This is a genomic window from Bradyrhizobium sp. R2.2-H, from assembly GCF_004346455.1.
GTDB classification, from domain to species: Bacteria; Pseudomonadota; Alphaproteobacteria; order Rhizobiales; family Xanthobacteraceae; genus Bradyrhizobium; species Bradyrhizobium diversitatis.
Genome location: NZ_SMBR01000039.1, coordinates 1 through 1,038 on the forward strand (window position 1 = coordinate 1; position 1,038 = coordinate 1,038).

The 1,038-nt window shown below is 59.6% G+C and carries 1 protein-coding gene; it reads right to left on the minus strand.

What is annotated here, in order from left to right:
- Positions 1-9: 9 nt before the first annotated feature.
- A protein-coding gene (locus EDE08_RS38160; protein ID WP_131874849.1) for an IS630 family transposase occupies positions 10-958 on the minus strand; the annotation gives its coding sequence in 2 pieces (ribosomal slippage) (positions 10-621 and positions 623-958; 948 coding nt in all).
- Between the last annotated feature and the right edge of the window lie 80 nt (positions 959-1,038).

Here is a 1,038-nt window from a genome sequence, read left to right on the forward strand (position 1 = left end):
TAGAGCGTTTCACATTTTGATTGAAGCATAACCGGCGCTTGCGAAGTAGTTTGCGCATTCGCGAGGCTGGATGTCTTGGACGAGGTGACCGATATGGCGCCAGGTGTCCTCGATGGTGCGCTTCTGAGCTTGCCGCATCCAATGTTTGATCTTGGAGAAGGCCTGTTCGATCGGGTTGAGGTCGGGCGAGTATGGCGGCAGGTACCAGAGCCTGGCGCCGGCAGCCTTGATCATCTGCCTGACGGCTTTCGACTTGTGGCTTCCGAGATTGTCGAGAATGACGATATCGCCCTCGCGCAGGGTCGGAAGGAGGAGGTGCTTCACATAAGCGCGGAAGCATTCGCCGTTGATCGGGCCGTCGAAGACGCAGGGTGCTGTGAGTTGGTCATGGCGGAGTGCGCCGAGGAATGTGAGGGTACGCCAATGCCCGTGCGGGGCGAAGCCACGCAGGCGTGCCCCTTTGGGGCCCCAGCCTCGCAAAGGGGCCATGTTGGTCTTGATCCAGGTCTCATCGATGAAGACGAGCCGACCCGGATCAAGTCCGGCCTGCCAGGATCGCCAACGCTGGCGCCTACGAGAGACGTCGGCGCGAGCCTGTTCGAGGGCGAACAGTGTTTTTTTTGAACCGCAGCCCTTCCCGGCGTAGGAACAGCCAGACCGCGTTGTGGGAAACCTTGACCCCACGGGCTGCCAGTTCCGCCTTCAGGCCATGCAGCGTCAGATGCGGCGTCTGAGTGATCCGTTCGACGATGAAGGCGCGATGCGGATCAAGCACAGGCTTGCGGTGGCCACCCATCTTGCCAGGCGCTACCGAACCGGTCGTTCGATAACGCTGTGACCACTTCACAACTGACGAGACCGCAACGCCAAACCGTTCCGCCACAGATCGGCAGCTCTCACCTTTGGCAACAGCGGATACTGCGCGCTTACGCAAATCGTTGGAAATGGGTCGCACCATCGGATGCTGGCCTCCAGCCCAGCCAGCATCTTGAATCATATTCGCCCCAGATCCGGAATCCCTTCCGATTCAATAAATTC